Origin of the sequence: Streptosporangium sandarakinum (assembly GCF_050942225.1) — a bacterium.
Lineage (GTDB): Bacteria > Actinomycetota > Actinomycetes > Streptosporangiales > Streptosporangiaceae > Streptosporangium > Streptosporangium nondiastaticum.
In genome coordinates this window covers 3845980-3872642 of the sequence record NZ_CP192034.1, presented here as the reverse complement: position 1 = coordinate 3872642, position 26663 = coordinate 3845980, and the positions used below count along the sequence as shown (strand labels likewise).

Below are 26663 nucleotides of genomic sequence, written 5' to 3'. Positions count from 1 at the left end.
CACCGGCCTTCGAGCACCCTCTCCGGGTGGGAGCGCCCAACATCGGCGACCGCGAACGCTTCTCCGCCCGCCTGGACGCGGCCTTCGCCAGGGGCTGGCTGTCCAACGACGGGCCCCTGGCCAAGGAGTTCGAACGACGCGTCGCCCAGACGGCCGGCACCCGGTACGCCGTGGCGACCTGCAACGCCACCGCCGCCCTGCAGCTGGCGATCCGGGCGGCCGACCTCACCGGCGAGATCATCGTCCCGTCGCTGACGTTCGCCGCCACCGCCCACGTCGTCTCCTGGCTCGGGCTGACCCCGGTGTTCTGCGACGTCGACCCGCTGACCGGCCAGATCGACCCCGACCACGCCCGGACCCTCATCGGGCCGCGCACCAGCGCCATCCTGGCCGTCCACCTGTGGGGCAGGACGGCGCCCGCCGAACGGCTGGAGACCATCGCCCGCCGGCACGGGCTGGCGCTGTTCTTCGACGCCTCCCACGCCTTCGCCTGCACCCGGGGCGGCCGCCCGGTCGGCGGGTTCGGCGACGCCGAGATCTTCAGCTTCCACTCCACCAAGTTCGTCAACGCCTTCGAGGGCGGCGCCCTGGTGACGAACGACGAGTCCCTGGCCCGGCGGGTGCAGAGCATCAGGAACTTCGGCATCACCGCCGAGGACGAGGTGAGCCACGTCGGCATCAACGCCAAGATGAACGAGGCGTCCGCCGCCATGGGGCTGACCTCGCTCGACAGCATCGACCGCTTCGTCGCCCGCAACCTGGACAACCACCGCCGCTACCGGGCGGGGCTGGCCGGCGTGCCGGGCATCCGGCTGATCCCCTTCGACGAGGGCGAACGCCACAACTACCAGTACGTCGTCATCGAGGTCGACCCGCGGCGGGCCGGGATCAGCCGCGACACCCTGCGGCACCTGCTGCACCAGGAGAACGTGCTGGCCCGCCGCTACTTCCATCCCGGCTGCCACCGGATGGCGCCGTACGCGGACCGGCCCCCGCTGCCGGCCACCGAGCACCTGTCGGAACGGGTGCTGGCCCTGCCGACCGGAATGAGCGTCACCCGGGCGCAGGTCGCGAAGATCTGCGAGATCATCCGGGTCGTCGTCGTCAACAGCCAGGCCATCGCCGAGCGCGTCCCCATGGAGGTGGGCGCCCGATGAAGGTCTCGGTACTCGGTGCGCTCAAGGCCACCTACGAAGACGTCGACGTCACCCCCAGCGCGCCCAAGCTGCGCAGCGTCCTGGCCCTGATGGCGCTGCGCCGGGGCCGGGTCGTCACCACCGGCACCCTGATCGAGGAGCTGTGGGGCGCCAACCCGCCGGTCAGCGCGCTGGCCACCCTGCAGACCTACGTCTACCAGGTACGCCGCACGCTGACCGCGGTCGACCGCGGCGGCGAGAAGATACTGGAGACCAAGCCGCTCGGCTACATCCTGCACCTGGAACCCCAGGCGCTCGACAAGGACGTCTTCGACGAGCTGGTCGAACAGGCCCGCGCCCTGCTCGGCGAGGGCGAGACCCGCGAGGCGCTGGAGGCGCTCAACCGGGCGCTGGCGATGTGCCCGGCCACCCCGCTGGTGGACGTGGACCTGGGCCCGGTGCTCAGCGCCCAGGTCAACCAGGTCGCCGAGGACGTGCTGCAGGCGCTGGAGATGCGGGTGGAGGCCCGGCTGCAGCTCAAGCTGCACCGGGAGCTGATCTCCGAGCTCAAGCTGCTCATCTGCCACCACCCCTTCCACGAGGGCTTCCACGCCAAGCTGATGATCAGCCTGCAGCGGTCGGGACGGCGCTCCGAGGCACTGGAGGTCTACCAGACGCTGCGCCGCAACCTGCGCGAGGAGCTCGGCATCGAACCCTCCACCGCCCTGCGCGAGCTGCAGCGGGAACTGCTCAACGCCGAACTGTCGCCGTCCGCCGCCGAGGCGCCGCCCCCGGCCAGGACCGCCTCGTTCGTCACCCCGGCCCAGCTTCCCCCCGACATCGCCGACTTCGCCGGCCGCGACCAGCTCGTCAAGACCCTGACCACGCTGCTGACCGACACCCCGCAGAGCACCGCGCTGCGCCTGGTCTCCATCACCGGGATGTCCGGGGCGGGCAAGACGACGCTGGCCACCCGGGTGGCCCACCGGGTGCGGGTGCAGTTCCCCGACGGCCAGCTCTTCGCCGACCTGGGCGGCAGCCGCGCCGGCGCCGTCGACCCCTTCGCCGTGCTGGGCTCCTTCCTGCAGGCCATCGGCATCGACGCCGCGCAGCTGCCGGCCACGCTGGAGGAGCGCACCCAGCTGTTCCGCAGCCGCACCGCCGAGTCCAGGCTGCTGGTCCTGCTCGACGACGCCGTCTCGGCGGCGCAGGCGCTGCCCCTGCTGCCCGGCGGCTCCCGGTGCGCCGTGCTGGTGACCGGCTCCAACGGCCTGTCCTCCCTGCCCGGCGCCCGCCAGCTGGAGGTCGGCGCCCTCAGCCCCGAGGAGTGCCTGCGCATGCTGTGCACGGCCATCGGCCGCGCCCGCGTGGAAGCCGAGGAGGAGGCGGCCCTGGCCATCGTCGAGCGGTGCGGCCGGCTGCCGCTGGCCGTCCGCACCGCCGGGGCCAAGCTCGGCACCGACCCCAACTACCCGCTGCGCAGGCTCGCCGACCGGCTCGGCGACCGGCGCCGGCTGCTGACCGAGCTGCGCTTCGGCGGGTTCGACGTCGCCGCCCGCCTGGCCCCCGGCTACCTGCGGCTCAACCCCCGCGCCCAGCGGACCCTGCGGCTGCTGGCCGAGCACGACGCCGGCACGCTGACCGCCAGCCGCGCCGCCGCGCTGCTGGGCACCGACCTCAACGACGCCGAGTCCCTCATCGAACAGCTCGTGGAGCAGCGGTTCCTGCGCCCCGAGGGGCTGGACGCCCTCTGCCGGGAGGAGACCGCCTTCACCCTGCCCGAGCCGGTGATGTCCTACGCCCTGACGCAGGCCGCACCGGCCGGGGGAGTCCCGTGACACCCGCGGCGGCCCCGCCGTGACCACCTCCGCGAACCCCGTGACAGCCCCGTCATGACCCCTGCCGCGGCCCCCGCCGCGCGGAACCGGAAAGGAGGACCCCGGATGCGCCTCACCGTCGACCAGCAGCGCTGCATCGGCACCGGCCAGTGCGTCATGGCCGCGCCCGACGTCTTCGGCCAGTGCGAGGAGGAGGGCCACGTCCTGCTGCGCGACCCCGGCCCCGCCGAGGGGCGGCGCGCCGCCGTCAGCCGGGCCGCCACCGGCTGCCCGGTCCAGGCGATAACGATCTCACAGAAATGATCATTCGACCCCCGTTCGAGTGCCGCTCAAGTCATCCTCGAGGTGGACCTGTTGAAGTGGCGGGGAGCGACGTTCGTCGAGAGGAGTGCTGACGTGAGCTACGTGCTGGCGCTGTCGCGGATCGGGCTGGACGACGTGTCCGGTGTCGGCCGCAAGGCCGCCGTGCTCGGAGAGCTCGGCCGCGCCGGATTCGCCGTGCCCGACGGGTTCGCGGTGACCACCGGGGCGCTGGAGGACGGCCTGGCGGCGGCCGGCGCCGGCCGGTGGACCGCCGACGCGCCCCTGCCGGACGGGCTGGCCGGGGAGCTGGCCGCCGCCCTGGACCGGCTGGGCGCCGAAGCGGTCGCGGTGCGCTCCTCCGGCGTCGCCGAGGACCTCGCCGGAATGTCCTACGCGGGCCAGTACGAGTCGGTGCTCGACGTGCGCGGCCCGGACGCGCTGGCGGAGGCGGTGCGGACCTGCTGGGCCTCCGGGTTCTCCGAGCGGGTCAGGGCCTACCGCGGCGGTGACGCGCCGGAGGGCGTCGGCGTGCTGGTGCAGCGCATGGTCGCCGCCCGCGCGGCCGGAGCCGCCTTCAGCGTCAACCCGGTGACCGGCGACGACGGCGAGGTCGTCATCAGCGCGGTCCGCGGCCTGGGCGAGCGCCTCATGTCCGGCGAGGTCACCGCCGACGAGTGGGTGGTGCGCGGCGAGCACGCCGAGCACACCTCCGGCGACCAGGACGCCCTGACCCCCGAGCAGGCACGCGAGGTGGCCGATCTCGCCCGGTCCGTCGCCGCCCACCTGGGCGCCCCCCAGGACATCGAATGGGTCATCGACGACGAACAGGTGTGGCTGGTGCAGGCCCGCCCGATCACCGGCCTGCCCGGTCAGCCGCAGCGGCGGATCCCGATCGCCATCGGGGAGCCGCCGCCCGGCTTCTCCAGCCGCGACCGCAACACCGACCGGCCCTGGGTCCCGCTGCAGCGCTCGATCTTCATGCCCGTCTTCAGCGACGCGGCCCGCCACGTCTTCGCCTTCAGCACCGGCGTGACGCCCAGCGCCCGCGCCATCGGCGGCTGGACCTACGTCACCACCCCGCCCGACACCATCACCGACATGGTCGCCCGCGTCGAGAAGATCGCCGCGCGGATCGAGGACGGCGAGCCCGAGCGGCTGATCCGCGAGTGGAACGAGGAGATCAAACCGAGCGTCGCCGCCGACCTGGCCGGCCTGCGCCGGATCGACCCGGCCGCGCTGTCCAACGTCGACCTCGCCGCCCACTTCGGCGAGCTGCTGCGGCACTTCGCCCGCATGCACGACGTCTACTTCCGGCTCACCGGCGCCGCCGTCTTCCTGTTCGGGCGGCTCGGCGTCGCCTGCGCCGAACTCCTCGGCTGGGACCCCGTGCGGACGCTGCGGCTGCGCGGCGGCCTGACCGGCGACCACGTGCCGGCCACCACCGGGCTGGGCGACCTGGCCAGGGCCGCCGCCGCCCGGCCCGCGACGCGCGCCCTGCTGGAGTCCGGCGAGCCGCTCACCCCCGGGCGGCTCCGTGAGACCGACCCCGGGTTCGCCGACGCCTTCGACGACTACGTGCGCAACTACGGCCACCGGACCATCGGATTCACCCTCACCGACCCCACCCTCGCCGAGCAGCCCGAGGTGCTGCTCAACCTGGTGCGCGCCCAGCTGGACGCCCCCTACGACCTGGCCGCCGAACGCGCCCGCCTGGACGCCCGCCGGCAGGAGGCCATGGAGGAGGCCCGGGAGGCGCTGGCCGGCCGTACCGACGCCGAGCGTGAGCGCTTCGCGACGGCGCTGGCCGGCAGCGACCTGGGCGGCCCGGTCCGCGACGAGAAGGTCTTCTACGCCGTGTCGCTGTGGGCGCTGGTGCGCTACGCCGCCCTGGAGATCGGCCGCCGGCTGGCCGCCGCGGGCACGGTCGGCGACGCCGGGGACGTGTTCTTCCTGGAGCACCCCGAGGCGCTGGCCGCCCTGGCCGACCACCGGCCCCGCCACGACCAGGTCGACCGCGGCCGCGGCGAACACGCCTGGGCGCTGGCCCACCCCGGCCCGCCCTTCTACGGCGCCCCGCCCGCCCCGATGGCCCTCACGCCCGGCATGGCGCCGCCCTCCGCGGGCGCCGAGCACGTCATGGCGGTCATGCAGTGGTCGATGCGGCTGTTCGGCGGCCCCGGCGGCGCGGGGCAGGCCGAGGCCGGCGCGCTGCGCGGGGTCGCCGCCTCCGCCGGCCGCTACACCGGACCGGCCCGCGTCATCACCTCCGTCACCGAGTTCGGCAAGCTGCGCCGCGGCGACGTGCTGGTCTGCCCGGAGACCACGGCCCAGTGGGCGGTGCTGTTCCCCAGCGTCGGCGCGCTGGTCACCGACCGCGGCAGCCTGCTGTCGCACCCGGCGATCATCGCCCGCGAGTACGGCGTGCCCGCCGTGGTGGCCACCGGCACCGCCACCACCGCCTTCCGCGACGACCAGCTGCTGACCGTCGACGGCACCACCGGCCTGGTCCGGCCCGCCGGCGACCCCTGACCCGTGCCGGCGCCCCGCGCCCGGGAGACCCGCCGCAGGGCGTCCCGGGCCGGGGCGGCCGGGTGACCCGCACCCGACGATCCGTGACCGAGCGACCCCGGCAAGGAGCCCCCCGATGCCCGATCCCCGCCGGATCGACGTCCACCACCACGCCATCCCGCCCAAGAAAGCCGAGCTGATGCGCCGGGCCGGCGCCCCGCACGTCATCCCCTGGTCTCTCGCGGAGACGCTGGAGGTGATGGAGGAGACCTCCACCGAGTTCGCGCTGCTGTCCAACGCCATCCCCGACTTCTCACCCGGCCGGGACGCCGCCGCCGCGCTCAACCGCGCCTCCAACGAGTCGACCGCCGAGCTGGTGGCCGACCATCCCGCCCGGTTCGGCCTGCTGGCCGCGCTGCCCATGCCGTACGTGGACGCCGCCCTGGCCGAGCTGGAGTACGCCTACGACGAGCTGCACGCCGACGGCGTGGTGCTGGTCCCGCACGCCGGGGACGCCTACCTGGGCGACGCGCCGTACGAGCCGCTGTTCGCCGAGCTGAACCGCCGCCGCGCCGTCGTGCTGGTCCACCCCATGCCGCTGCCCGGCGCGGGACCCGTCCCGGTGCCGTCCGTGCTGGCCGACTTCCTGCTCGACACCACCCGCGGCGCGCTGAACCTCATCCTGTCCGGGGCGCTGGACCGCTACCCGGACATCTCCTTCATCCTGTCGCACGGCGGCGGCTTCCTGCCGTACGCGGCCTCCCGGGTGGAGCTGCTCGGCCCGCCGTTCTTCGGCGCCGACCCCGAGCGGATCACCGCCGGGCTGCGGCGCTTCCACTACGACCTGGCGCTGACCGGCCCGTCGGCCCTGCCGAGCCTGCTGGAGACCGTCTCGGCCGACCGGATCCTCTTCGGCACCGACTGGTGCGCGGCCCCGCGCGCCGCGGTCACCGAGTGCGTGCGCAACCTCGACTCCGGCCGCTGGTGCCTGCCGGAGTCGAGCCGCGCCCTCATCGACCGCGACAACGCACTCGGTCTGTTCCCCGGCGTCGCACGGCGGCTGGCCGCCTGCGTCTGACCGGCGGAGCCGACGAACCGACTACTACCTGGAGAATGCAGTGGGCCTGCGAGTGATCATCGCCGGTGGCGGCATCGGCGGCCTGTGCCTGGCGCAGGGGCTGCGCAAGCGCGGCGTCAGCGTCGAGGTGTTCGAGAGCGAACACGACCTGGGTCCCTGGCAGCGGGGATTCCGGTTACGCGTCGACCGGTCCGGTCGCGGCGCCCTGGTCTCCTGCTTACCCGCCGGCCTCTACGACCTCGCCCAGGCCACCGCCGGAAGGCTCTACACCCCGCGCGGCGCCGTCTACGACCACCTGCTCAACGAGGTCGTCACGGCCCGGCCGCCGGACCTGCCGCTCGACCCCGCGGCGGCCGCCATGGTCGTCGACCGCCGCACCCTGCGCGAGATCCTGTTCACCGGGCTGGGCGACGCCGTACGGTTCGGCCAGCCGGTCGTCGACTACGAGCACGTCGGCGACCAGGTGCGGGTGCTGCTGGCCGACGGCGGCAGCGCGACCGGCGACGTGCTGGTCGCCGCCGACGGCGTCGGCTCGGCGGTCCGCCGCCGGCGGCTGCCCCAGGCCGAGGTGCTGGACCTGGACCTGAGCGGCGTCTACGGCCACCTGCCCCTGGACGACGAAGTCCTCGCGTGGATCCCCGCCGAGCTGCTGGGCGGCGCCCGCCCGGTGCTGTCGCCGGAGGGCTGGACCATGGTGCTGGGCGCCTTCCAGCCGCAGATGCCCACCGCCGACGCGCTGGCGCAGACCGCCCCGGGCACCGCCCTGCAGCCGGTGCCCGCCTACCTGCAGTGGACCCTCCTGGCCCCGGCCGAGGCGCACCCGCTCCCGCCCGAGGCCCTGCGCGCCGCCGCGCCGGCCGAGCTGTACGGCCTGGCCGCTGAGGCGACCCGCGCCTGGCACCCGCTGCTGCGCCGCATCATCGCCGAGTCCCGCCCGGAGACGACGACGGCCCTGGCGATCCAGACCATGATCCCCACCCCCGCGTGGCCGTCGGACAACGTCACCGTCCTGGGCGACTGCATCCACGCCATGACACCCGTCGGCGGGCTGGGCGCCAACGCCGCCCTGCGCGACGCGGCGCTGCTGGCCGCGGCGCTGGCCGACGCCGACGCCGGACGGCGCGGTCTGATCTCGGCGATCAGCCACTACGAAGCCCAGATGCGCGACTACGCCTACGAGGCGATCAGCAGTTCGCTGTGGGGCGCGGAGACTCTTTTCGGCACCCGTACCCCCTCCACGGAAGGCGCCCACGCATGACCAACGCGTTCACCGACAGGTTCCGCCTGCTTCTGCCCCTGCTCACCGACGTCCTGGTGCCGATCGTGCTCTACCTGCTGCTCAAGCGGCTCGGGGTGGGCGACTTCTGGGCCCTGACGCTGGCGGGCCTGGCCACCGGCGTGTCGGTCACGGTGCACACCGTCCGCCGCCGCAAGCTCGACATGTTCGGCGTGCTGGTCCTGCTGGAGATCGCGCTGTCGGTCGCCCTGCTGTTCGTCACCGACGATCCCCGGATCGTCGCGATCAAGCCGTCGTTCTACACCGCCCTGGCCGCGGTGTTCCTCCTCGTGACCTGCTTCGTCGGCCGGCCCGCGACCTACGTCGCCGCGCAGCCGCTGGCCACCCGCGGCGATCCGGTGCGCACCGCCGCCTACCGGGCCGCCTGGACGGTCTCGCCGTCCTTCCGCGCCCGCCAGCGCCTGATGACCGCCACCTTCGCGGTGTTCCTGCTGGCGGAGTCGGTCCTGCGGGTGGTCGTGGTCTACCACTACTCCGCCGCCGAGATCGAACGGTCCTTCCTGCTCTCCCAGCTGCCGGGAATCGTGCTGCTGGCGCTGGTCCTGCTGTCGTTCCGGCTGCAGGTGCCCGCCCTGCGCCGCATCGTCGACGGCGTCCAGCGGCAGACGGACTCGGCCGGATCCGGCGCTCCCGGCGCTTCCGGTGAGGCCGGTGAGGCCGGGAACGGCCGCCCCGCGGCGGAGGGCTCCCAGCCGATTCCCCCACGGTGAAAGGCGATCCGCCATGTCCCTGGTCCACAACCCGCGCCTGCGGGCCACCCTGCCGCTGCTGCTCGACATGGCCGCTCCGGCGGTCGGCTTCTTCCTGCTGCACTTCCTGTTCGGCCTGAGCCCCGTCGTCGCGCTGACGGCCGGCGCGGTCGTCGCCGGGGCGCGCACGCTCTACCGCAGCGTGCGCGAACGGCGCCTCAGCGCCTTCCCGGCGATGATGCTGCTGATCCTCGCCGCGACCCTGCTGCTGGTGTTCGTCACCGGCGACCCCCGGCTGCTGCTGGCCAAGAGCGCCGTCATCCCCGCCCTCGGCGGGGCCTACGGGATCCTCACCACGTTCTTCGGCCGCACCGTGCTGAACGACGTCGTGACGCCCTTCGTCACCAAGGGCGACGAGCGCCTGACGGCGGGCTGGGAGGACTGCTGGGAGAACGACGCGGCCTTCGCCCGCCGACTGCGGCTGATCAACCTGCTCTGGGGGATCGGCTTCCTGACCAGCGCGGTGCTGCGCGTCGTGATCGTCTACAACGTGCCGCTGGCCGTGGCGGTGGTGGCCGGGCAGGTGCCGACCCTGGGCGGGCTGGTGATCCTGATCCTGGTGACCCGGCCGCTCAGCGCGCCGCTGCTGACGGCGCTGCACACCCGGGCCGCCGCCGTCCAGGCCGCCGGGGCCGCCGGGGCCACGGTCCCCGGCGTCGCCGGCGACGCCGTACCCGCGGGCTCGGCGGGTACGGCGGAGCGGGACGCGCGGGAGGGCCAGGCGGCCGTGCCCACCGTGCCCACCGTGCCCGCCGGTCCCGCCGCCGTGGCGCCGGCCTGGCCCGGCGCATGACCTCCCTGCCCGGCGACGTGGCGGCCGTTCCGCCCGTCGCCGCCCCGCCCGCCGCCACCGGCGCGGCGGGCTCCGGCGGGGACAGCGGGGCCGACGGAGCGGGCGGGGACGGCGGGGCGGGCTGGGTGCGGCGGCTGTGGCCCCACCTGCGCGACCAGCGCCGCCGCCTGGCGCCGGCGTTCGCCGCGGCCGGGTTCAGCGCGCTGCTCGCCGCCGCGGTCCCCGTGGTGCAGCAGCGCATCCTCGACGAGGCGGTGCTGGCCCGCCGTACCCCGCTGCTGCCCTGGCTCGCCGTCTTCCTGCTGCTGTCCGCCGGGGCGTTCGCCGCCCGGCGGCTGTGCCTGGCGCTACAGGCCGAGGTCATCACCCGGGTGCAGTACCGGCTGCGCGCCGCCGTCCACGACCGCGCCCAGCGGCTGGATCCGCGGGCCCGGCACGGGCTGACCGCCGGTCAGATCGTCTCCCGGGTGACCTCCGACACCGGGGCGCTGGTCCGGGTCCTGGGGATGGTGCCGCAGCTGTCCGGCGCGGTGCTGTTCACCGTCTTCGGGTTCGCGATGATGGCGTCCATCTCCTGGCCGCTGGCGCTGTGCGCCGCCTCGGCCGTACCCGCCATGGCGCTGGTGACCGTCAGGACCCGGCGGAGACTCACCCCCGCCACCGCCGAGGCGCAGCACCGCCAGGGCGAGCTGACCCACGCCGTGGACCAGGCGCTGGGCGGCATCCGGGTGGTCAGGGCGTTCGGCCAGGAGGACCGCGAGCTGGCGCGGATCACCGCGAGCTCCGCGGAGCTGCTGCGGGCCCGGGTGCGCGCGGTACGGGTCCAGGGCCGCAGCCAGGCGCTGCTGACCGCGATCCCGGTGTTCGGCCAGGCACTGATGCTGCCGGCCGGCGGGTGGCTCGTGCTGCGCCACCAGATCACCGTCGGCGCCTACCTGGCCTTCACCAGCTACCTCGCGCTCCTGGTCAACCCGGCGAACATGATCGCCGGAATGGTCGTGCTGGCCCACCGCGCCCGCGCCTCCGCCGTCCGCATCTTCGAGGTGCTCGACGCGCTGCCCACCGTCGCCGACCGGCCGGACGCCCGCCCGCTGCCACCGGGCCCCGGCGAGCTGGTCTTCGACCGGGTGGTGTTCGGCCACCCGGGCCGGCCGCCCGTCCTCGACGGGTTCAGCCTGCGCCTGCGACCGGGGGAGACCGTCGCCCTGGTCGGCGCCCCCGGCAGCGGCAGGTCCACCGTGGGCCTGCTGGCGGCCCGCTTCCACGACGTGCGGGACGGCCGCGTCCTACTGGACGGCGCGGACGTCGGCCGGGTGACCCTGGAGTCGCTGCGCGCGCAGATCGGCATGGCCTTCGAGGACCCCTTCCTGTTCACCGGGACGATCAGGGAGAACATCGCCTACGGCCGGCCGGACGCGGGGGACGACGAGATCGAGGCCGCGGCCGTCGCGGCCGGACTGCACGAGTTCGTCGCCGGGCTGCCCGGCGGGTACGGCACCGCCGTCGGCGAGCGCGGCTCCGCCCTGTCCGGCGGCCAGCGCCAGCGGGTCGCGCTGGCCCGGGCCCTGCTGACCCGGCCGCGCGTGCTGGTGCTGGACGACGTCACCAGCGCGGTCGATCCCGCGCTGGAGCGGCGGATGGCCGGCACGCTGCGGCGGGCCGTCCGGGGCCGCACCACGCTGCTCGTCACCCGCCGCCCGGCGACGCTCGCCCTGGCCGGCCGGGTCGTGCTGCTCAGGGACGGCAGGGTGGCCGACGAGGGCACTCATGAGGAGCTGTGGGCCAGGTCGGAGCACTACCGCCAGGTGCTGGCCGAGCCCGCCCCGGCTGAGCCCGCTCCGGCCGAATCTGTTCCGGCCGAACCCGCCCCGGACGAGTCGGCTCCCGCCGAACCTGCCCCGGCCGAGCCGACTCCGGCCGAGCAGGTCCCGGCCGTGCCGGCGCCCCGCCGTGCCGTCGAGGACCTCCCGGAACGGCTCCCGCCCGCCGCACCGGCGGAACCGGGGGAGGGGCCCGGAGACGAGCCGCCCGCCGCCCGGCTCCCGGGGGACGGCACCGGGCGACCGGAGGTCCTCAGACGGGCCGGGCGGCCGGCGCGGCTGTCGGCGCGTGAACTCCTCGGCGGGCACCGGCGCGGACCGGCGGCCGTCCTCGCCCTGGTGGCGCTGGGCGCCCTCACCGGTGCGGCCGGGCCGTACCTCACCGGCAGCGGCGTCGACGAGGGCATGGTCAGCGGCTCCGCGGGGGCGCTGCTGACCGCCTCCGGCCGGTTCCTGGCCGTGGCCGCGGCCGGGTACCTGATCACCTGGGCCGCCCTGGTGGTCTCCGGCACGGTCGGCCAGCGGCTCGTCCACGCCCTGCGGCTGCGGGTCTGGGCTCACGTGCAGCGGCTCCCCGTCGAGGCCCACGAGCGCCGCCGCGGCGCCGACCTCCTCACCACCGTCGTGACCGACGTGGACACCCTGTCGGAGGTCCTCTCCTCCGGTCTGGCCACCACGGTGGTGGCGGGCCTCACCGCGGTCACGGCGCTGGCCGTGCTGGCGGCCGTCGACCTCCTGCTCGCCGCGGTGGTGCCGGCCGTACTCGTCCCGCTGCTGGCGCTCGTCGCGCTGTGCGGCCGCCGCTCCGTCGTGAACTACCGGCGGGCCCGCGAGCACACCGCCGAGGTCACCGCCCACCTGGAGCAGAGCCTGGCGGGCACCCGTGAGTCGCAGGCGTTCGGCCAGCAGGATCGCAGGCAGGCCGAGTTCAGCCGCGCCGCGGACGGCTACGCCCGGGCCAGGCTGGCCACCCAGCGCCTGATCGCCACCTTCTTCCCGCTGCTGGAACTGCTGGCCGAGGCCGGTACGGCGCTGCTGCTGGTCATCGGCGCGTCCCTGGTCGCCTCCGGCGAACTGGCCCCCGGCGAGCTGGTGGCCTCCGTGCTGTACCTGGCCCTGATCTTCACCCCGCTGCAGCAGGCGTTCGGGTTCTTCGACGCCTGGCAGCAGGCCCGCGTCTCACTGGACCGGATCGACGGGCTGCTCGCCGAGCCCCCGGCCGCCGCCGCGCCCGCCGGGGACGGTGAGCCGCCGCGTCCTCCGTACGGGGGCCTGGAGCTGGCCGGGGTCGGCTTCCGCTACCCGGGCGCCGCCCGCGATGTGCTGACCGGCATCGACCTGGCCGTCCGCCCGGGGGAGACCCTGGCGGTCGTCGGGCCCTCCGGGGCCGGCAAGTCCACCCTGGTCAAGCTCATCGCCCGCTTCCACGACCCGACGGCGGGCCGGCTGCGCCTCGACGGCGGGACGGACCCGGGCGTCCAGGACGGCCGCGGCGCCCGGCTGGGATACGTGCCGCAGGAGCCGTTCCTGTTCGCCCGCAGCGTCCGCGACAACATCGCCTACGGCAGGCCCGGCGCCACCGACGAGGAGGTCCGCGCGGCGGCCCGCGCGGCGGGCGCCCACGAGGTGATCGCCGCGCTGCCCGGCGGCTACGACCACGTGGTCACCGAAGGGGCCGGCTCGGTGCCCGTCGGGCAGCGGCAGCTCATCTGCCTGGCCCGGGCCCTGCTGGTCCGTCCCGATCTGCTGCTGCTGGACGAGGCGGGCGCCCACGCCGACCCGCGGGCCGCGGCGGCGATCGGCCGGGCCGCCGCCGCGCACACCACGGTCATGGTCACCCACCAGCTCACCGACGCCCGCGCCGCCGTACTGGCCGGCGGCCGCCTGGCCGAGACCGGCACCCACGAGGAGCTGATCGCCGCGGGCGGTCACTATGCCGCGATGTGGCACCGGACCGCCACGCGGTGAGCGGAGCCGGTGCGGCCGACGCGGAACCGCCGGCCCGGGAGCCCGCCCTCCGGTGGGCCGGGGGCGCGCGCCGGTCGTCACGATGGCCGGGCGCGCACCGCGTAGCCGGCCAGGGACGGTTCCAGCAGGTCGAAGATCCCGCAGGCGGCGCCGGCCACGACGGTCGCGATCTCCCGGTTGTCCCTGCCCTCCAGGGACAGGTCCATGACCTGCTGGAACAGGGTGCGGTGGGCGGTGGTGAGCAGGGCGGCCACGGCCCGGGGCGTGAGGTCGCCGGGGGTGGCCCCGGTGTCGGCGGCGAGCACCCGGGCGAGGGCGTCCTCGCGTAGTTCGTGCAGTTCGCGAAGCCGGGCGGTGAGGGTGGGGCTGTCGGCGATCATCCGGGCGAAGTCCGGGCCGGAGAAGCCGATCACGGCGTCGTGCCGTTCGACGGCGGCCAGGAACTCCCGGCGCAGGGCGGCCAGCGCCGACTCGCCCTCGGCCCGGGCGGCGACGGTGCGGGCCAGGCTCGCGATGAAGGTCTCGTGGGTGTCGAGGGCGAGGTCTTCCTTGCGCGGGAAGTAGTTGGTGACGGTCATCTTGGCCACCTGGGCCGCGGCCGCGATCTCGGCGATGGTCACCTTCTCGAACCCGTGCTCGATGAACAGCCGGGTCGCGGTGTCGGAGATCGACTGATGGGTCTGCTGCTTCTTCAGCTCGCGGAGTCCTGCGGTCATGGCGCCCATCCTCTCACAGACCGACCAAAATATGTAATTGACATAAATTTAGGTTCGGCATAAATTCGGTCGCGTCCCGAACGAGAGGAACCCGCATGAACCTGCGCGTCACCCCAGGAGAACCGCTGCGCCTGATGAGCGTGCACGCCCATCCCGACGACGAGTCGAGCAAGGGCGCCGCGACACTGGCCAAATACGTCGCCGAGGGCGTGGACGTCCTGGTGGTCACCTGCACCGGAGGAGAGCGCGGCGACGTGCTCAACCCCGCGATGGACCGGCCGGGCGTGCGGGAGAACCTCGCCGGGATCCGGCGGGCGGAGATGGCCGCGGCCCGGGAGATCCTCGGCGTGCGGCAGCGTTTCCTGGGATTCACCGACTCCGGGCTCCCCGCCGCGGGCGAGCCGCTGCCCGAGGACTGCTTCGCCGTCACCCCGCAGGAGGAGGCGGCGGGGCGGCTCGTGGCGCTGATCCGCGAGTTCCGCCCGCACGTCGTCGTGACCTACGACGAGACCGGCGGCTACCCGCATCCCGACCACGTCAGAACCCACCAGGTGACGGTGGCCGCCTTCGAGGCGGCCGGCGACCCCGGCCGTTTCCCCGGGGCGGGCGAACCATGGCGGCCGGCCAAGCTGTACTACCACGGTGCCCTGTCGAAGGCGTGGTTCCGGACGATGCACGACGCGCTGACCGCGCGCGGCCTGGATTCGGCCATGCACGCCGTACTGGCCGAGTTCCCCGACGACGCTCCCGAGCCGGAGTTCACCACGCGCGTGCCCTGCGCGGAGTACTTCGCGGTCAGGGACCGGGCGCTGCTCGCGCACGCCACCCAGATCGACCCGGACGGCGGGTTCATGCTGCACGACCGGGACGTCGAACGGGAGGTCTGGCCCACCGAGGACTATCGCCTGGCGCGCTCGCGCGTCGAGGTGGTCCTGCCCGAGGACGACCTGTTCGCCGGCCTGCGCACCTGCGAGCGCGGACAAGGCCGGGGCCCGGCCCCCGCCTCTACAACTGGGTGGTGATCTCCGCGACCAGTTGCCGGGCCGTGCGGCCCGCGCCGATCAGGGTGGCCGAGGCCGGGCCGGTCCAGTCGCCGTAGCCGAGCAGGTGCAGGCGTGGCTCGGCCACGGCGCGGGTGCCGTCAGTGGGGACCGCGCCGCCGGGGGCGCGCAGCCGCAGCGGGGCCAGGTGCCCGAGCGCGGGACGGAACCCGGTGCACCACACGATCACGTCGCATGCCGCCGTGCTGCCATCGGCCCACACCACTCCGTCAGCGGTGAGGGCCGAGAACATCGGCTCGGCCTTCAGGACGCCGCGGTCGCGGGCTTGGCGCACCGGGGCGACGGCGACGATGTCACCCAGGTCACCGATGCTTGCGGCGTTCTGCCCGGCCTGGATCGCCTGGTGGCGGCGGGTGGCCAGGTCGAACAGGGCGCGGCCGTCGATCTCGTCGGGCAGCAGCCGGGGTGGCCGCAGGGTGACCCAGGTCGCCTGGGCCACGGTGGAGACCTCGGCGAGGATCTGGGCGGCGGAGTTGCCGCCGCCGACGACCAGCACGCGCTTGCCGCGGAACGGCTCAGGCCCGCGGTAGCCGGCGGTGTGCAGTTGCTCGCCGCCGAAGTCACGTATGCCGGGGTAGTGAGGGACGTAGGGGCGCCACCAGGTGTCGGTGGCGCTGATGACGATGCGGGCGTGCCAGGTGCCCGTGCCGGACTCCACGGCCAGGTGTTCACCCGCGCGCCGGACGGCCCGCACGGCGGCGGGGCGGACGATCGGCAGCCGGTAGCGCTGCTCGTAGTCGGTGAGGTAGGCGACGACGTGAGCGGCGTCCGGATAGCCGCCGTCGGCCGGGATCGGCATCATGCGGCCGGGCAGCGAGCTGTACTGCGCGGGCGAGAACAGCCGCAGCGACGGCCAGGCATGCCGCCAGGCGCCGCCTGGGGTCTGCTGGGCGTCCAGGACGACGAAGTCGACGCCCGCCCGCCGCAGGTGGTAGCCGGCCGCCAGCCCGGCCTGCCCGGCGCCGATGACCACGACATCGACCGGGCGCGCCGCGTCGGTCATACGGTGAGCAGTTCCACGTCCACCGGGCCGTTCTGCGCCCCGGCCGGGGCGGCGAGCGGTGCGAACAGCGCGCCCAGCTTGTTCACCACCTCGGGGATGATCCGGTAGTAGACCCAGGTGCCGCGGCGTTCGCCGTCGATCAGCCCGGCGGTGCGCAGCACCTTCAGGTGGTGGGAGATCGTGGGGGCGGTCAGGTCGAACACGCCGGTCAGGTCGCACACGCACGCCTCACCGCCGGCGTGGGAGCCGATCAGCGACAGCAGGCGCAGCCGCACCGGGTCGGCGACGGCTTTGAGCAGCGTGGCCAGCTCGGCGGCGTCGGCCTCACCGAGCGGCTCGCGGGCGATCGGCGCGCAGCACTGGGTGGTGGAGGGGGCGGCCATGACGCGACTCCTTATTTCGATGCCGGTCTAAACTATAGGCGGTGGTGGGTGAGCAGCGCGAACGCCGCGAGTCCGCAGGCCGCGGCCACCGCCCCCACCACCCACCCGTACCCGACCACCTGGGCCGGGTGCTGCCGGCCTTCAGCGCGCCGGCGGCAGTGGGACGGCGCGGATGCGCAGCGGGTCAGCCGCAGCAGCCGCCGCCCGACTCCGCCGAGGCACCCACGCCTGCGAGCGGGAGCGGGGCGGACAGCAGGCCACCGCTGACGCCGCCGGCCAGGCCGACCCGCTGCTCCTGGGCCTCGGCCAGGCTGGAGGAGCACACCCCGGTCTCAGGCAGGTCGAGTCGCACGTCCCGGGCGGCCTCCCAGTCGCCGGCCAGCGCGGCGACGACCGAGCGGGCCTGCTCGTACCCGGTGGCCAGCAGGAACGTGGGGGCGCGGCCGTAGCTCTTGACGCCGATGGCGTAGTAGCCGCCCTCGGGGTGTGCCAGCTCGTCCACGCCGTGGGCGGGGACGGTGCCGCGGGAGTGCCGGTTGGGATCGATCAGCGGCGCCAGCGCGCGAGTGGAACCGAGAATCGGATCCAGGTCCAGGCGTAGCTCGGCGGCGACGGAGCGATCGGGGCGGTAGCCGGTCGCGCTCACGATCCGGTCCACGGTGATCGACCGCTCGGCGCCGGAGCAGGAAGTCGATGCCGCGTTCGGCCAGGTGCGCGGCGGCGGCCAGGCCGATGGGGCCCGCGCCGATCACGGCCACCGGCAGATCGTCCCGCCACCCCGAGGTGGCCTGCCGGGAGGCCGTGACCTGCTCGATCGCGATCGTGGTGGGGCCGCAGCAAATGTCGCTCATGACTGTTTCTCCAGGTGGCGAAAGGGGGGTTGGCGGAAGGACGGAAACGTGGCGTGGAGGCGGGCGCGCTCGATGGCGGCATCGGCGCGGCAGTCGAGGTGGCACACCCGCGAGGTGGCCTTGTCGACGGTGAGAGCCGTCCGCTCAGCGGCCGAGCGGCGGCGTCGGGCGAACAGAGCGCGCATCACGCATCCATTTATATAGAAGTTCATCTAAGCAGTAGCCATCTTGCGCCACTGCTTAGATGAAAGTCAAATCAGTCTCCGAGGTGGCCATTGTTCTGGGCTCATGTGAGTCCCTACGGCCGAGTTCGCCTGGATATGGAAACCCGGCTCGACCTCACGGCCTCGGACGTTCAGAGCCCGTCAGAGCAGGGTTCCTCCTGAGACGTCCAGCCAGTGGCCGGTCACCCAGCGGCTGTCGTCGCAGGCCAGGAAGGCCACCGCGTCGGCCACGTCCGCGGGGGTGCCCACGCGGCCCATGGGAGACAGCGACGACAGCCAGGTCAGTGCGTCCCCGACGAGTCTGCCCTGGTGCATGTCGGTGTCGATGACGCCGGGCGCCACGGTGTTGACGGTGATCGCGCGTGGGCCGAGTTGCTTGGCGAGCGTCGAGGTGAGCACGTCGAGCGCGCCTTTGGACATGGCGTAGCTGATGGACTGCGGCATGGCCGAGCCGCGGGTCAGCATGGTGGAGATGTTGATGATCCTGCCGCCGTCGCGTAGCCGGGGCAGTGCGAGCCGGGTGATGAAGAACGGAGCGGTGGCGTTGACCGCGAAGATGCGCTCGAACTGCCGTCTGGTGACGTGCTCGATGCCGGGCTCGTCGTTGAGGATGCCGGCGTTGTTGACCAGGATGTCCAGCCCGTCGGCGCGTGCGTCGAAGGCGGCCCACAAGCGTTCGGCGTCGCCGGGCGTGCCCAGTTCGGCTTGCAGGGCGAAGGCCTGCCCGCCTGCCGCCTCGATGGCGGCGACGGTTTCCTCGGCGGCCTGCTCGTTGCCGCCGTAGTGGACGGCGACGCGGGCGCCGTCATCGGCCAGGCGTTGGGCGATGGCCCGGCCGATTCCCCTGCTCGCACCGGTGACGAGGGCGGTCTTGCCATGAAGGGTGTGCATATTGTCTTCCTGCAGTGTGAGATGAAGGAGGCGGAGGTCGTCTGCCGGCGGTGCGCGGACCTGGCCGGGCGCGTTGCGGGCACGTGTCGAGCCCGACGCGCGCCGGGTCATCATCCGTGAGGGCGGAGGGCATGACCCCGGGATGCGATGGGCTGATGGCCTGCACATGGCGGGCCTGACAGGGCCGCGAACAGATGTGCCAAGCGATGATCTCGGCCACGCTGGGTGGCGCTGCTCGATGCCAGGGCGATCAAGCTTGAGGCCGGCCCTGCCGGGTGCTCTGAAGGAAGTCCAGGGTGGCCAGTTCGTTCACGGTCGCCTGAAGCTCATCGACGCGGGCGCGGCCGATCCGGACGAGTTCTTCACCCACGGCGACCCATTGTTCGAGATCGCGGGAAAGAGGCGGGATGCCGGCGAGAATGTCGGCGCTCTCCTTGAGGGTGAGGCCCACCCGTTGCGCGGCGAGGGCGAGTTTGATCCGGCAGATCGCATCGACGGTGAAGCGGCGGGCGTTGCCGCTGTTGCGGTGACCGGTGATCACACCGTAGCGCTCGTAGAAGCGCACGGCGTTGGCCGTCACCCCGGCGGCGGCGGCCACCTGCCCGACCGTGAGCGAGGCCGGGTTCGCCTCGAAGGCGAGGTGGTCGGTGATGGTCATCGCACACCTTCCGCCTTCACAGCTGAATCTCGCCGGCCCAGTATCGCCGAAACCCGTCCTGGGGAGCGCAACCGCACGACCAGGGCAAGCGACATCACGATGCAGGCTGCCGCCTGGGTCGACCGCAGGGCATCCACGGCGGCGATCACCTGAGCGGCTCTGTCCGCCGTGCCCGAGCCGGCCATGTCGATGAGCGACGCGCCGCCGGTCATCGCGGCGGCCAGCACCGTGAACAGTGCGCTGACCGCCACCGTGCCCATGCCGTTGGCGACCGTGTTCACCAGGGACAACAGCGCGGAACCGGAAGTCAGGTCAGGGCCATGGAGGTCCCGGCTGGAACTGGACATCGTCGGCATCATGACCGCTCCGGTGCCCGCCCCCTGCAGGAGCCCCAGCACGCCGAGCACCGGGTAGGGGGTGTCCGGCCGGAGGATGGCCACCTGGAGGAGACCGGCGCCGATGGCGAGGCCAAGCCCGGTACCGACGACCAGCCGGGGACCGAGCCGTTCCAGGAGCCGGGCGGCGATCTGCAGGCTGACGCCCATGCCGACCGCGCCGGGAACCATCAGCGCGGCCGTGACCGACGCGCCGTCGCCGCGCAGCACCTGCACGTAGGCAGGCATCAACAGGGCCGAGCCGAAGTACGGAGCCGCGTACAGGGCCAGGATCGCGGCGCCTCTGCCGAACGTCGGGTTCCGCAGCAGACCGATCCGCAACAGCGGTTCGGGATGGGTCAACGCCCGGGCCGAGAACACCGCGACCAGCATCGCACCGATGGCGGCTGTGGCGATCCGCACCCAGGCAGGACCGTCTTGGGCGCTGATGCCGTAGGCCACCGCGACGATGCCGGGAACCAGCAGCGCCGCTCCGGCCAGGTCGAGCCGGACCCCCCGTCCACGGGCGGGGTCGGCCGGTAGCCAGGCCAGCGTGCCCGCGGCTCCCAGCAGCGCCAGCGGCACGGTGATGAAGAACAGTCCCCGCCACGACCCCGCGCCCAGGAAGGCCGCGCCGAGTACCGGGCCCAGGATCGGCCCGATCAGCATCGGCAGGCCGGTGACCGCCATCATCCGGCCGCGCCGTTCGGGCGCGACCGCGCCGAACCCGATCGCCATGCCCAACGGCGCCATCAAACCACCGCTGAGCCCCTGCGCCGCCCGTGCGGCGACCAGCCAGCCCAGGCCGCCGGCCGCGCCGGCGGCACCGGAGGCGACCGCGAAACCGGCCAGTGCCACCAGGTACACCCGCCGGGCCCCCCAGCGTGCGGCGAGACCGGCGGCGAGCGGCATGGTCGCCACCATGGCCAGCGTGTACGCGGTGATGATCCACTGTACGACGGTCAGCGACGTACCGAACGCCGCCATCAGCTGCGGCAGCGCCACCGCGACGATCGTGGCGTCCAGCACCGCCATCAGCCCGCCGGACGCCAGCACGACCGCGGCGCGCAGCTCCGGCCGGGTCAGCTTGTTCACCTTCGACCGGCCAGGTCCGTGAGCCGGAGGGAACGCAACGCACGCGCCCACGTACGCAGTTCGCTCATCATCGCGTGGAGCGCCTGCGCCGTGCCGGGCGGCGGAAGGAAGCGGCCTTCGGTGTCCAGGTGCTCCCACGTCATCGGTATCAGCACCGACTCACGGACCGTGGTCGCCCGAAGCTCGGGGAAGACCGTCCGCAACTGCTCCACGGCCCTGATGCCGCCGGAAGCGCCGTATCCGACGAACGCGACCGGCTTGTACGCCCACTCGGTGAAGTGCCAATCGATCGCGTTCTTCACCGGCGCCGGGAAGCTGTGGTTGTACTCCGGTATGAGGAACACGAATCCGTCGGCGCCCGCGAGCCGGTCCGCGACCGGGGACGCGGCCGCGCCGCCCGGCTGCAGCTCGTGCATCGGCAGCGAGACCGTGGCCAGGTCGATCATGTCGAGGTCGAGCCAGTCGATCGCGGTCAGCTCGCGCTCCAGCCACGCGGCGAGAGGGTCGGCCAATCTGGGCTTGCGCACGCTTCCGATCACCACGGCGATCCGGAGCCGGCTATCGAAGTTGCCTTCTGTCATGGCACCGACGCTAGAAGTTCGCCTATAGGCGAACTCAAATCGACCGGTGACCACCGGCCGTTACCTGACCGACCGATCCGGCGACCTCCACACTGCTCTTCGCGGTGATGAACGGACTCACGGTGGTGATCGTCCTGCGGGTGCGACTCGGCGCGGTCCGTGACATCCTGGCGGCCGGGCTGACCCTGCTGCCGTGGTCGGCCGCGATGGCCGTCGCCTCATGGCTCTCCGGCGCCCGGCTGGTTCCGCAACATGGGCTCCGCGTCCTGTTCACGGGGCTGGTCGCCGCCACGGCCGCCACCGCCGCTCTCATGGCGGCGCCCGTCGGCCCCCCGGATGCGATCGACACCAGAATGGACGCCTGAGCCGATGTCACCACTGTCACCGCCGCGCTTCGCCGTCGGCGAGGGTTACGCGTTCTACCAGGGGCCGTCGGCGGACGGCGTCTTCCACCGGCACGCCGCCTTCCAGGTCGCCGTCGCCGTCCGGGGCGAGGTCGTCATCGTCGACGCGGCCGGCACACCGCACCGGGCGGCGGCGCTGATCGTGCCGCCCATGGTGCGGCACCGGCTGCTCCCCACGGGGAACCTGCGGACCTTCTTCGTCGATCCGCACTGCGCGTTCGCCGACCGGCTGCGCGAGCGCCGCGACTCCGGGGTGGCCCCGGCTCCCGAGCTGTACGGGCTCGGCGAACACGACATCCGCCGCGCAGCCGTACATTCGGCGGGGGAGCTCGACCCCCGGCTGCGGGAGGCCATGAACGTCATGGCGGGGGAGCGGATCTCGATGCCGGACCTCGCCGCGCGGGTCGGCCTGTCGCCTCAGCACCTGCGCGGCCTGGCGCGGCGGCAGCTCGGCATGCCGCTGACGCGCTGGCGCGCCTGGCAGCGCCTGCGCAGGGCGGCCGAGGCGCTGCGCGAGAGCCGGCCCGTGGCCACGGCGGCGGTGCTGGGCGGCTTCGCCGACCAGGCGCACCTCACCCGTCAGATGCGCGAGATGATGGGTCTGACCCCGGCGACCGTACTGTCCCTCCTGCGCTCCGCCTCCACCGCCGATCAGGCCCGGCGGGCGAGGTAGACCGAGATCGAGCCGCTGATCGTCGGCACCACCTCGGCCTCCCGGACGTCGCGGAACCCGGCCTCCGACATCAGGCGGGGCAGGACGCCGTCGGCGTTCGGCTGGGTGTCCCGGCGGCCGTCGGCGAGCTGCACCGTGCGGAACGCCAGCCGCATCGACCGGGTGCGCTGGAGCCCGTAGTCGGCGACCACCAGCTTCCCGCCGGGCCGCAGCACCTCGTGCATCGAGGCGAGCACCGCCCTTTTCATCGCCATCGGGCATTGGTGGAGCACCAGGCTGGAGACCACGGTGTTCACCCCACCGCCACCGGTCACCTCCGTCAGCGCGTCGCCCATGCCGACCCGCCACCGCACCGCCGCCCCGGCGGCGTCGGCCTTACGCCGTGCCACCGCCAGCACCTCGGGGTCCGGATCGACGCCGATGACGTGTGCGCGCGGCTCGATACGGCTGAGCAGCAGCGCCGTCGAACCGGTGCCGCAGCCCACGTCGACGATCACATCGTCCGGCCGCGGCGCGACGTGCATCGCGAGCAGGCACCGCCACAGACGCTCGCGGGTCAGCGTGATCACGGCGTCGTAGAAACGGGTGGGAGCGAAACGGCCCAGGGCGGGGGTGAAGGACTGCTCGGTCATGTCCGCAGTGTCGGCCGTACGGCCCGCCCCGGTCTTGAACGAACCGCTGACGCCCGGCGCCGGCGCCACCTCGCGCACCGGGACCCGGTGTGCGACCGGGCCCTCGGCCGGCTCCACGGGGAGCGGCAGGTGTGACCGCGTCACTCACCATTCCGGCGGCGCGTCAGGAGGATCCACCGGATATCTGCCGCGCCGCCGGAACGCCGTCCCCGTCGTCATCCGGCGCCGCCGCGGCGGGTTCGATCTCCGGCGCGGTGGCGGTGTCACCGGTGAGCCGGCGCAGCCGGGTGAGGGTGTGGTCGAGCTGTGTCGCCAGGTGGGGGATGGTCGCCGGCGGCAGGTACGCCTCCGCGCCGGCGTCCAGCATGCGCCGTACCGGGCCGTGGTAGTTGACCCCGAGCTCGTCGTCATCGATCTCGGTGATGACGAGCCGGGCTTCCGGGAACATCGACCGGAGGCTCCCGATCAGCTGGGGGCTGATCGGCGGTGTCAGCAGTACGTCGGCCGTCCTGGGGGCGGCGTGCATGTCGAGCACGACGTAGTCCGGGCCGAGCTTGTCGGACAGCGACACCCGGGCCGACGCCGACAGCTTCATCGCCGTGGCGACGACCGTCACGCCGTCGTAGTCGATCGGAGGTCGTTCGTCCGGAGGTCGTTCGCCGGTCTCCTCCGCGGTGGCGGGGTCGACGACGGCGCCGTGGAGCACGGGAAGGGTGCTGGAGATCACCGCGATCCGCTCGCCACCCTTTGTGACGGCCAGTTCCTCCCCGGGTTCGAGGGCGTCGACGAGCGCCAGGACATCCTCGGGAAGGCGGGTGACGTCGATCGACCGGGCGGCCCGCGCGGCGCGCTTGCCCGCCATCAGGGCCGGAACGCGCTCGGGGCGGCGGATGGAGGCGGTGCCATGGAACAAGATTCTTCCACATCGGCCCGCTGTTCCCCCGGAAGACGGCGACCGTGGACCTGAGACGAGCGATCGGTCTCCCCGCTCCACGTCACCGGCGCCGGCCGACGGTGAGGACGTCCGGCCGGTGGCGGGTGAGCCGTCCGGCCGGTGGCGGGTGAGCCGTCCGTCCGGGCGCGCGACGAGGAGGCTACCGCCGGACGTACTCCCGGATGGCCAGGGTGGCGGCCAGGAGATACGGGCCGAGCAGCAGAGCCGCGCACAGCAGCGCGTACCAGAACCGCGAGCTGAGCGGTCCGAGCAGCAGCCCCTCGGCCGCCCACGCCAGCACGGCCACCGCGACGGGGGCCACGAAGAAGACGAACCAGGCCAGCACCACGGCGAACCCGGCCAGCCACACCCACCGGAACCACCGCCCGGCCCGCACGTCGGCGGGCGCGGCCGAGTCCAGCTCCGCGGCCTGCGCCGGGGTGAGCCCGCCGAACGCACGCCGCAGCAGCAGCGTCTTGACCCGCCACAGGTCGCGGCAGCCGAGCGCGTTGACCAGCACCCCGTACAGGTCGGTGCGCAGGAAGACCATGCACTGCCACAGCAGGCCCGCCAGCTTCACGAACACCCAGGTCGAGAGCGTCGCGTCCACCACGGGGTCCGGCGACCACGCTCCCTGCCGGATCAGCAGACGGGCGCCCAGCAGCAGGCTGAGCAGGACCACGTCCACCGCCATCCCGCCGAGCAGCGGCCCGTAGCGGCGACGGCGCGGCACCGTCCAGATCTGGGAGAGATCGGTCTCCAGGACGAGCAGCATCATCCGCCGGTCCACCCCGAACCGGGACTCGACGCCGATCGCCCGGGCGGCGAGCCAGTGCCCGCACTCGTGCAGAAATGTCGAGACCAGGACGAACGGCATGAGCAGCAGCGCGCTCAGCCCGATGTCGTCGAGCAGGAACGCGTCCCGGGCCGGGTCCGGGAAAAGGGACGGCGAGACGACGAAGACGGCCAGGCAGAGCAGTGCGAGGACGGCGTAGCAGGCCCAGGCCACCGGTCCGAAGAAGGGGCGGGCCACGCGCCGGCTCACCCCCGCCATCCAGCGCCGCATCTGGATGGGCGCGGTGCGCACGGCCCGGCGTTCCACGTCGGGCCGGTCGTCGACGAATCCCAGCTCGGCGAGGGTCGCCACGAACGACGGCATGTCCACGGGCTCACCGGCGAACGCCTCGGCCTCGGCCGCGGCCTCCTCCTCGGTCGCGCCGCGCAGCAGCGCCGAGATCACCACTCCGCCCACGGCGGGCATGGACACGAAGGTGCCGGTGGCGGGATCGCCGACCAGGACCTCGTCGCCCTCCTCGACCACGCTGAGCGGGCGCAGTTGGACCGTGCCGCTCATCGGCTCACCGCCGGGCCAGCGCGCACGCCGGGCAATCGGGGTCGCGGGGGAACGGTTGCCACACCGGGGCGAGCCCGTCGAGCAGGTCGATGACGACCCGGGACCCGGCCGCGCGCGGCTGCTCGACGCCGGTCAGGTAGCGCATGGCCTCGTAGGCGACCAGCGACCCGACCTGCATCGCCATCGGCCCGGTGAGACCGTTGGCGAGCCGCAGCCCGCGGGTGAGCCGCTGGGCGACCGCCGCGGTCGTGCGCTCCCGCGGATCGGGGAGGTCGGACTCGTCGCAGCGCAGGCAGGCGCTCACGCCCGGGTCGACGGAGAAGTAGATGAGCTGGGTGCGGGTCATCCCGCCGGCGACCCAGGGGACGCCCGCGCGCAGCGCCGCCTCGTTGACCCACAGGTTCGCGTCCGGATCGCCGTCGAGGCCGCCGGCGATCAGGTGGACGTCCCCGGTGAGGTCTTTGAGGTCGTCCGGGCCGGAGATCCACCGGTCCACGGCGCGGACCTCGATGCCCGGGTCGTACTCGCGCACCCATTCGGCGGCGCGGTCCACCTTCGACCGGCCGACGTCGGCGTGCCGGTAGAGGAACTGGCGGGCGAAGTTGCGCGGAGCGATGTCGTCGCGGTCCACCAGTGTCAGCGCGCCGACGCCGAGCCCGGCCAGGCACTGCACGAGGGACGAGCCGCCGCCGCCCGCGCCGAGCACGAGGACGTGGGAGTCTCGCAGCCGCCGGACGAACTCCGCCCGCGACCTGCCGAGACGGGCGAAGACCCCGAAGAACGTCAGGTTGGAGAAGTGCCGCTCGTCGGCGTCCGGGTCGCCCAGCAGGCGTTCGGCGGCGTCCTCGACCAGGCCGAGGGAGTCGAGCCCGGCGAGACCGTCGCGGACGTCGTCTTCCGTGACGGCCACGCCTCGCGCGCTCAGCGCCGCGCTCAGTTCCTCCGCCGTGGCCGGCCCGCGGGCCAGCTCGTCGAGGAGCGCCGCGATCCGGCCGTCCGGATCGGCCAGCGTGTACGCCTCGCGCGGGTCGTGGACCACCACCAGCTCGTCACCGAGAGACTCCCAGGCGCACTCTTTCAACATCACCTGCATCGCTCATCCGCATCGCTCGTCGGGAGGAAGAGGACCGGGAGGCGGCCAGAGCCGCCTCCCGGCCTATTGAGAGGCGGTGCCTCAGGTCATGAACTGGGTCGCCTTGACGGCCTCGACCTTGCGAACCTCGATCTTCACCTTGTCCACCTCCTTCTTTCCGATGTCCTTGATCAAGGTCCTCCCTTCGCCCACAGAAACCGCATATGGTCGCCATAGAAGGGACAGAACCGCTGATCGTTCGGGGAG

Annotated in this window: 25 protein-coding genes and 1 pseudogene; 12 read left to right on the top strand and 14 right to left on the bottom strand. The window is 73.7% G+C overall.

Annotation, left to right across the window (positions count from 1 at the left end; genetic code table 11):
• The first annotated feature begins 26 nt into the window (after window positions 1-26).
• From ACQP10_RS17885 to ACQP10_RS17845, 9 genes are all read left to right on the top strand, one after another.
• Window positions 27-1157, top strand: a complete 1131-nt coding sequence (locus ACQP10_RS17885) for an aminotransferase class I/II-fold pyridoxal phosphate-dependent enzyme (RefSeq protein WP_346021598.1) — start codon at window positions 27-29, stop codon at window positions 1155-1157.
• Complete coding sequence (locus ACQP10_RS17880; protein WP_346021599.1) at window positions 1154-2974, top strand: AfsR/SARP family transcriptional regulator; 1821 nt, start codon at window positions 1154-1156, stop codon at window positions 2972-2974. The genes ACQP10_RS17885 and ACQP10_RS17880 overlap by 4 nt, the downstream gene beginning before the upstream one ends.
• Window positions 2975-3079: 105 nt before the next feature.
• The gene (locus ACQP10_RS17875; protein ID WP_390001864.1) at window positions 3080-3277 is read left to right on the top strand and encodes a ferredoxin; all 198 of its coding nucleotides are present in this window, start codon (window positions 3080-3082) and stop codon (window positions 3275-3277) included.
• Window positions 3278-3370: 93 nt separating this feature from the next.
• Window positions 3371-5806 (top strand): PEP/pyruvate-binding domain-containing protein, encoded by a 2436-nt coding sequence (locus ACQP10_RS17870; protein ID WP_433541756.1) that lies wholly within the window; start codon window positions 3371-3373, stop codon window positions 5804-5806.
• 115 nt (window positions 5807-5921) lie between these two features.
• The gene (locus ACQP10_RS17865; protein WP_346021602.1) at window positions 5922-6863 is read left to right on the top strand and encodes an amidohydrolase family protein; all 942 of its coding nucleotides are present in this window, start codon (window positions 5922-5924) and stop codon (window positions 6861-6863) included.
• Window positions 6864-6903: 40 nt separating this feature from the next.
• The gene (locus tag ACQP10_RS17860) at window positions 6904-8121 is read left to right on the top strand and encodes an FAD-dependent monooxygenase (protein WP_390001859.1); all 1218 of its coding nucleotides are present in this window, start codon (window positions 6904-6906) and stop codon (window positions 8119-8121) included.
• Window positions 8118-8870 (top strand): VC0807 family protein, encoded by a 753-nt coding sequence (locus tag ACQP10_RS17855; protein WP_346021604.1) that lies wholly within the window; start codon window positions 8118-8120, stop codon window positions 8868-8870. The genes ACQP10_RS17860 and ACQP10_RS17855 overlap by 4 nt, the downstream gene beginning before the upstream one ends.
• Before the next feature lie 13 nt (window positions 8871-8883).
• Window positions 8884-9702, top strand: a complete 819-nt coding sequence (locus ACQP10_RS17850) for a VC0807 family protein (RefSeq protein ID WP_346021605.1) — start codon at window positions 8884-8886, stop codon at window positions 9700-9702.
• On the top strand, window positions 9699-13490 hold the full coding sequence (locus ACQP10_RS17845) for an ABC transporter ATP-binding protein (protein ID WP_433541755.1): 3792 nt from the start codon (window positions 9699-9701) through the stop codon (window positions 13488-13490). The genes ACQP10_RS17850 and ACQP10_RS17845 overlap by 4 nt, the downstream gene beginning before the upstream one ends.
• Before the next feature lie 77 nt (window positions 13491-13567).
• Here the strand turns inward: ACQP10_RS17845 and ACQP10_RS17840 are convergent, their stop codons facing one another.
• Window positions 13568-14206, bottom strand: coding sequence for a TetR/AcrR family transcriptional regulator (locus tag ACQP10_RS17840; protein WP_433541754.1), 639 nt, complete (start codon window positions 14204-14206; stop codon window positions 13568-13570).
• Window positions 14207-14301: 95 nt separating this feature from the next.
• Here ACQP10_RS17840 and mca point away from each other — a divergent pair, with 95 nt between their 5' ends.
• Window positions 14302-15228, top strand: a complete 927-nt coding sequence (gene mca, locus ACQP10_RS17835; protein WP_346021608.1) for a mycothiol conjugate amidase Mca — start codon at window positions 14302-14304, stop codon at window positions 15226-15228.
• On the opposite strand, the gene ACQP10_RS17830 is transcribed toward mca, so the two are convergent.
• The 9 genes and pseudogenes from ACQP10_RS17830 to ACQP10_RS17790 form a co-directional block, all read right to left on the bottom strand.
• On the bottom strand, window positions 15212-16270 hold the full coding sequence (locus tag ACQP10_RS17830; protein WP_433541753.1) for an ArsO family NAD(P)H-dependent flavin-containing monooxygenase: 1059 nt from the start codon (window positions 16268-16270) through the stop codon (window positions 15212-15214). The genes mca and ACQP10_RS17830 overlap by 17 nt on opposite strands.
• Complete coding sequence (locus ACQP10_RS17825; RefSeq protein ID WP_433541752.1) at window positions 16267-16653, bottom strand: metalloregulator ArsR/SmtB family transcription factor; 387 nt, start codon at window positions 16651-16653, stop codon at window positions 16267-16269. The genes ACQP10_RS17830 and ACQP10_RS17825 overlap by 4 nt, the downstream gene beginning before the upstream one ends.
• Window positions 16654-16837: 184 nt before the next feature.
• The gene (locus ACQP10_RS17820) at window positions 16838-17299 is read right to left on the bottom strand and encodes a hypothetical protein (protein ID WP_433541976.1); all 462 of its coding nucleotides are present in this window, start codon (window positions 17297-17299) and stop codon (window positions 16838-16840) included.
• 67 nt (window positions 17300-17366) lie between these two features.
• Window positions 17367-17504, bottom strand: a pseudogene (locus tag ACQP10_RS17815) (hypothetical protein); the annotation flags it as partial.
• Window positions 17501-17689, bottom strand: coding sequence for a hypothetical protein (locus tag ACQP10_RS17810; RefSeq protein ID WP_399500706.1), 189 nt, complete (start codon window positions 17687-17689; stop codon window positions 17501-17503). The gene ACQP10_RS17810 and the pseudogene ACQP10_RS17815, both read right to left, overlap by 4 nt.
• A gap of 180 nt (window positions 17690-17869) precedes the next feature.
• The gene (locus ACQP10_RS17805; protein WP_346021613.1) at window positions 17870-18619 is read right to left on the bottom strand and encodes an SDR family oxidoreductase; all 750 of its coding nucleotides are present in this window, start codon (window positions 18617-18619) and stop codon (window positions 17870-17872) included.
• A gap of 250 nt (window positions 18620-18869) precedes the next feature.
• Window positions 18870-19277: a MerR family transcriptional regulator gene (locus ACQP10_RS17800; RefSeq protein WP_433541751.1), complete on the bottom strand. Its 408-nt coding sequence runs from the start codon at window positions 19275-19277 to the stop codon at window positions 18870-18872.
• Window positions 19274-20746, bottom strand: a complete 1473-nt coding sequence (locus ACQP10_RS17795) for a DHA2 family efflux MFS transporter permease subunit (RefSeq protein ID WP_433541750.1) — start codon at window positions 20744-20746, stop codon at window positions 19274-19276. The genes ACQP10_RS17800 and ACQP10_RS17795 overlap by 4 nt, the downstream gene beginning before the upstream one ends.
• Window positions 20743-21327 (bottom strand): NADPH-dependent FMN reductase, encoded by a 585-nt coding sequence (locus tag ACQP10_RS17790; RefSeq protein ID WP_346021616.1) that lies wholly within the window; start codon window positions 21325-21327, stop codon window positions 20743-20745. The genes ACQP10_RS17795 and ACQP10_RS17790 overlap by 4 nt, the downstream gene beginning before the upstream one ends.
• A gap of 107 nt (window positions 21328-21434) precedes the next feature.
• Between ACQP10_RS17790 and ACQP10_RS17785 the strand changes: the two genes are divergently transcribed.
• Together ACQP10_RS17785 and ACQP10_RS17780 are read left to right on the top strand one after the other, a co-directional pair.
• Complete coding sequence (locus tag ACQP10_RS17785) at window positions 21435-21692, top strand: hypothetical protein (protein WP_433541749.1); 258 nt, start codon at window positions 21435-21437, stop codon at window positions 21690-21692.
• A gap of 4 nt (window positions 21693-21696) precedes the next feature.
• A complete protein-coding gene (locus ACQP10_RS17780) occupies window positions 21697-22404 on the top strand; it encodes a helix-turn-helix domain-containing protein (protein WP_390001835.1) in 708 nt (235 codons plus the stop codon).
• On the opposite strand, the gene ACQP10_RS17775 is transcribed toward ACQP10_RS17780, so the two are convergent.
• From ACQP10_RS17775 to ACQP10_RS17760, 4 genes are all read right to left on the bottom strand, one after another.
• Complete coding sequence (locus ACQP10_RS17775) at window positions 22383-23180, bottom strand: class I SAM-dependent methyltransferase (RefSeq protein WP_433541748.1); 798 nt, start codon at window positions 23178-23180, stop codon at window positions 22383-22385. The genes ACQP10_RS17780 and ACQP10_RS17775 overlap by 22 nt on opposite strands.
• Window positions 23181-23199: 19 nt before the next feature.
• Window positions 23200-23949 (bottom strand): hypothetical protein, encoded by a 750-nt coding sequence (locus ACQP10_RS17770; RefSeq protein WP_433541747.1) that lies wholly within the window; start codon window positions 23947-23949, stop codon window positions 23200-23202.
• Window positions 23950-24130: 181 nt separating this feature from the next.
• Window positions 24131-25324 (bottom strand): hypothetical protein, encoded by a 1194-nt coding sequence (locus ACQP10_RS17765; RefSeq protein WP_433541746.1) that lies wholly within the window; start codon window positions 25322-25324, stop codon window positions 24131-24133.
• A gap of 4 nt (window positions 25325-25328) precedes the next feature.
• Window positions 25329-26408, bottom strand: coding sequence for a HesA/MoeB/ThiF family protein (locus ACQP10_RS17760; protein ID WP_433541914.1), 1080 nt, complete (start codon window positions 26406-26408; stop codon window positions 25329-25331).
• Window positions 26409-26663: the final 255 nt, after the last annotated feature.